Source organism: Streptomyces sp. NPDC020362 (genome assembly GCF_040642095.1).
GTDB lineage: Bacteria > Actinomycetota > Actinomycetes > Streptomycetales > Streptomycetaceae > Streptomyces.
Genome location: NZ_JBFAET010000400.1, coordinates 1 through 3263, shown reverse-complemented (window position 1 = coordinate 3263; position 3263 = coordinate 1). Strand labels below are relative to the sequence as shown.

Annotated in this window: 1 protein-coding gene; it reads left to right on the top strand. The window is 73.9% G+C overall.

Annotated elements, in window-relative coordinates; all coding sequences use genetic code 11:
• On the top strand, window positions 1-3263 hold a 3263-nt coding region (locus tag AB0H32_RS47480), incomplete at both ends, for a beta-ketoacyl synthase N-terminal-like domain-containing protein (RefSeq protein ID WP_361135706.1).

The following is a 3263-nucleotide window of genomic DNA, read 5'->3' as shown; positions in this document are numbered from 1 at the left end:
GCGCGTGCGGTGCTGGCCGCTGCCGTCACGGCGCCTGTGGTGCCGGCCGCCGCCGCGTGGGTGGTGTCGGGCCGGTCGGCAGCCGGACTGACGGCACAGGCCGGCCGCCTGCGGGACTGGGTGAGCGCCCGCCCCGAACTCCGATCCGCCGACGTGGCCTGGTCGTTGGCGACGACCCGGACGGCGTTCGAGCACCGCGCCGTGGCGCTGGGCACCGACGACACGGAGCCGGCCACAGCCCTGGAACCGTTCGCCGAGGGCGCGCCCGCGCCGTCGGTGGTCTCGGGCGTGGCCCGCCCCGGTGCCCGGGTCGGACTGGTCTTCGCGGGCCAGGGCTCGCAGTGGGCCGGCATGGGCCGCGGGCTCCACGAGGGCAGCCCGGTCTTCGCCGAGGCGTTCGACCGGGCGTGCGGCCTCCTGGAGACCGAGCTGGGAATCTCCGTACGGGACGTCGTCCTCGGCGCCGAAGGCGTCGACGCCGAAACGGCCCACCAGACCCTGTACGCGCAGACAGGCCTGTTCGCGTTCGAGATCGGCGTCGCGGCCGTGCTGAAGGCAGCGGGTGTGGTGGCGGATGCCGTCGTGGGGCATTCGGTGGGCGAAGTGGCGGCCGCGTACGTGGCCGGGGTGCTGTCGTTGCAGGACGCCTGCAGGCTGGTGGCGGCACGTGCCCGCCTGATGCAGGCACTGCCCACGGGCGGGGCGATGGCGGCGGTCAACGCGCCCGAGGCCGATGTGCTCGCAGGCCTCGCGGAGCTGCCCGGGGTGTCGGTCGCGGCGGTCAACGGCCCCGAGTCCGTCGTGGTCTCAGGTGAGGCCGACGCGGTCGAGCAGGTCGTGGAGACCTGGCGCGAGAGGGGCCGCCGGGTACGGCGACTGCGCGTCTCGCACGCCTTCCACTCCCCGGCGATGGACCCGGTCCTGGACGAACTCGCGACCGTAGCGGCCAGGTTGGAGCACCGGACGCCGCAACTGCTGTGGGCGGGCGCACTGACCGGCGAGGCACTGACGGAGTGCGAGCCCGGGTACTGGCCCGCGCAGGCACGCCACGCGGTGCGCTTCGCGGACGCGGTGGCGGCCCTGGCCACGCAGGGCGTGTCGGTCTTCATCGAGGTGGGCCCCGACGGGTCACTGTCGACGCTCGGGCCGGACGCGGTGGCCGGCACCGGGGCGGAGGAGGCCGTGTTCGTCCCGCTGCACCGACGGGACGAGCAGGGCGTGCACGCCCTGCTGGCGGGTCTCGCGCGGGCGTTCGTCCGGGGCGTCGCCGTGGACTGGAGCACCGTGCTGCCGGCCGGCCGCCGGGTGGAACTGCCGACGTACGCCTTCCGGCACGAGCGGTTCTGGCTCGACGGCGGAGTGTCCTCGGAGGTGAGGGAGCTTCCGCAGTCGGCCGCCGGTCCGGCCGTACCGCCGCCGCTCGACGCCGGCGCCGGTACCGGGGTGCTGCGGCAGCTGGCAGGGCGACCGGAGCCCGAGCAGGACCAGATGATCCTGGACCTCGTCCAGACGCACGCCGCGGCTGTCCTCGGACACGCCTCGCCCCGGGCCATCGACCCCGGGCACACCTTCAAGGAGCTGGGGTTCGACTCGGTCACCGGGGTCGAACTGCGCAACAGACTGACCGCAGCGGTCGCCATGCGGCTCCCCACCACGCTGATATTCGACTACCCCACCCCGGTGGAGCTGACCGAGTTCCTGCGGGCACAGGCGCTCGGGCACGCGGATGCGCCGCAGAGCCCGGCGGCCCGAGCGGCCGCACCCGCCGACGAACCCCTCGCGATCGTGGCGATGAGCTGCCGGCTCCCCGGCGACGTACGCTCCCCGGAACAGCTGTGGGACCTGCTGGCCGAGGGCGGTGACGCGGTCGGGGAACTCCCCACCGACCGGGGCTGGGACCTGTCGCAGCTCTACGACCCGGACGCCGCGCGGGCCGGGACCTTCTACGCGCGCGAGGGTGGATTCATCGCGGGCGCGGGCGAGTTCGACGCCGGGTTCTTCGGGATCAGCCCGCGCGAGGCGCTGGCCATGGATCCCCAGCAGCGGTTGCTGCTGGAGATCTCCTGGGAGGCGTTCGAACGGGCAGGCATCGACCCGAGGCAACTGCGCGGCTCGGCGACCGGCGTGTTCGTCGGCGCCTCCTCCTCCGGCTACGGCGCCAACGCGCCCGAAGCACTCGAGGGCCACCTCCAGTCGGGCATCGCTCCCAGCGTGATCTCGGGCCGGGTGGCCTACACGCTCGGCCTCGAGGGACCGGCACTGACGGTGGACACGGCATGTTCGTCGTCCTTGGTCGCCCTGCACCTGGCCGGCCAGGCACTGCGGTCCGGGGAATGCTCGCTGGCCCTTGCGGGGGGCGTCACCGTCCACGCCACCCCCTCCTGGCTCGTCTGGTTCAGCCGGCAGCACGGGCTCGCGGCGGACGGGCGCTGCAAGGCGTACTCGGAGCAGGCCGACGGCATGGGAATGGCCGAGGGTGCAGGCGTCGTCCTGCTGGAGCGGCTGTCGGACGCACGACGCCTCGGTCACCAGGTACTGGCCGTGGTGACCGGCAGCGCCGTGAACCAGGACGGTGCGTCCAACGGCCTGACGGCACCGAACGGCCCCGCCCAGCAGCGGGTGATCCGGTCCGCGCTGACCGCTGCGGGTCTCTCCCCGGACGACGTGGACGTGGTGGAGGGGCACGGCACCGGCACGAAGCTGGGCGACCCGATCGAGGCGCAGGCACTGCTGGCGACGTACGGCCAGGGCCGGCCGGAGGACCGGCCGCTGTGGCTGGGCTCGGTGAAGTCCAACATCGGGCACGCCCAGTGGGCCGCGGGCGTGGCCGGCGTCATCAAGATGGTGATGGCGCTGCAGCACCAGGAACTTCCCCGCACGCTGCACGCCCAGGAACCGTCCTCCCACGTGGACTGGGACGCGGGGGCCGTACGACTGGCGACCGAGACCGTGCCGTGGCCCCGGGCCGAGCGTCCCCGGCGCGGTGGCGTGTCCTCGTTCGGCATCAGCGGCACCAACGCACACATCATCATCGAACAGGCCCCGGACAACGCCCTTTCCCTGCCCGGCGATCTGCCCGGCTCGCTCCCCGGGTCTCTGCCCGGAGCTGTGACTGGCCCTGCTATGACCGGTGCGGGTGCGGGTGCGGGTGCGGGTGCGGGGACGGCTGCTGACGGTGGTTCGGCTGTGGTTCTGCCGGTGGTGCCGTGGGTGGTGTCGGGTCGGTCGGTGGCGGGTCTGGCGGGGCAGGCGGAGCGTCTTGC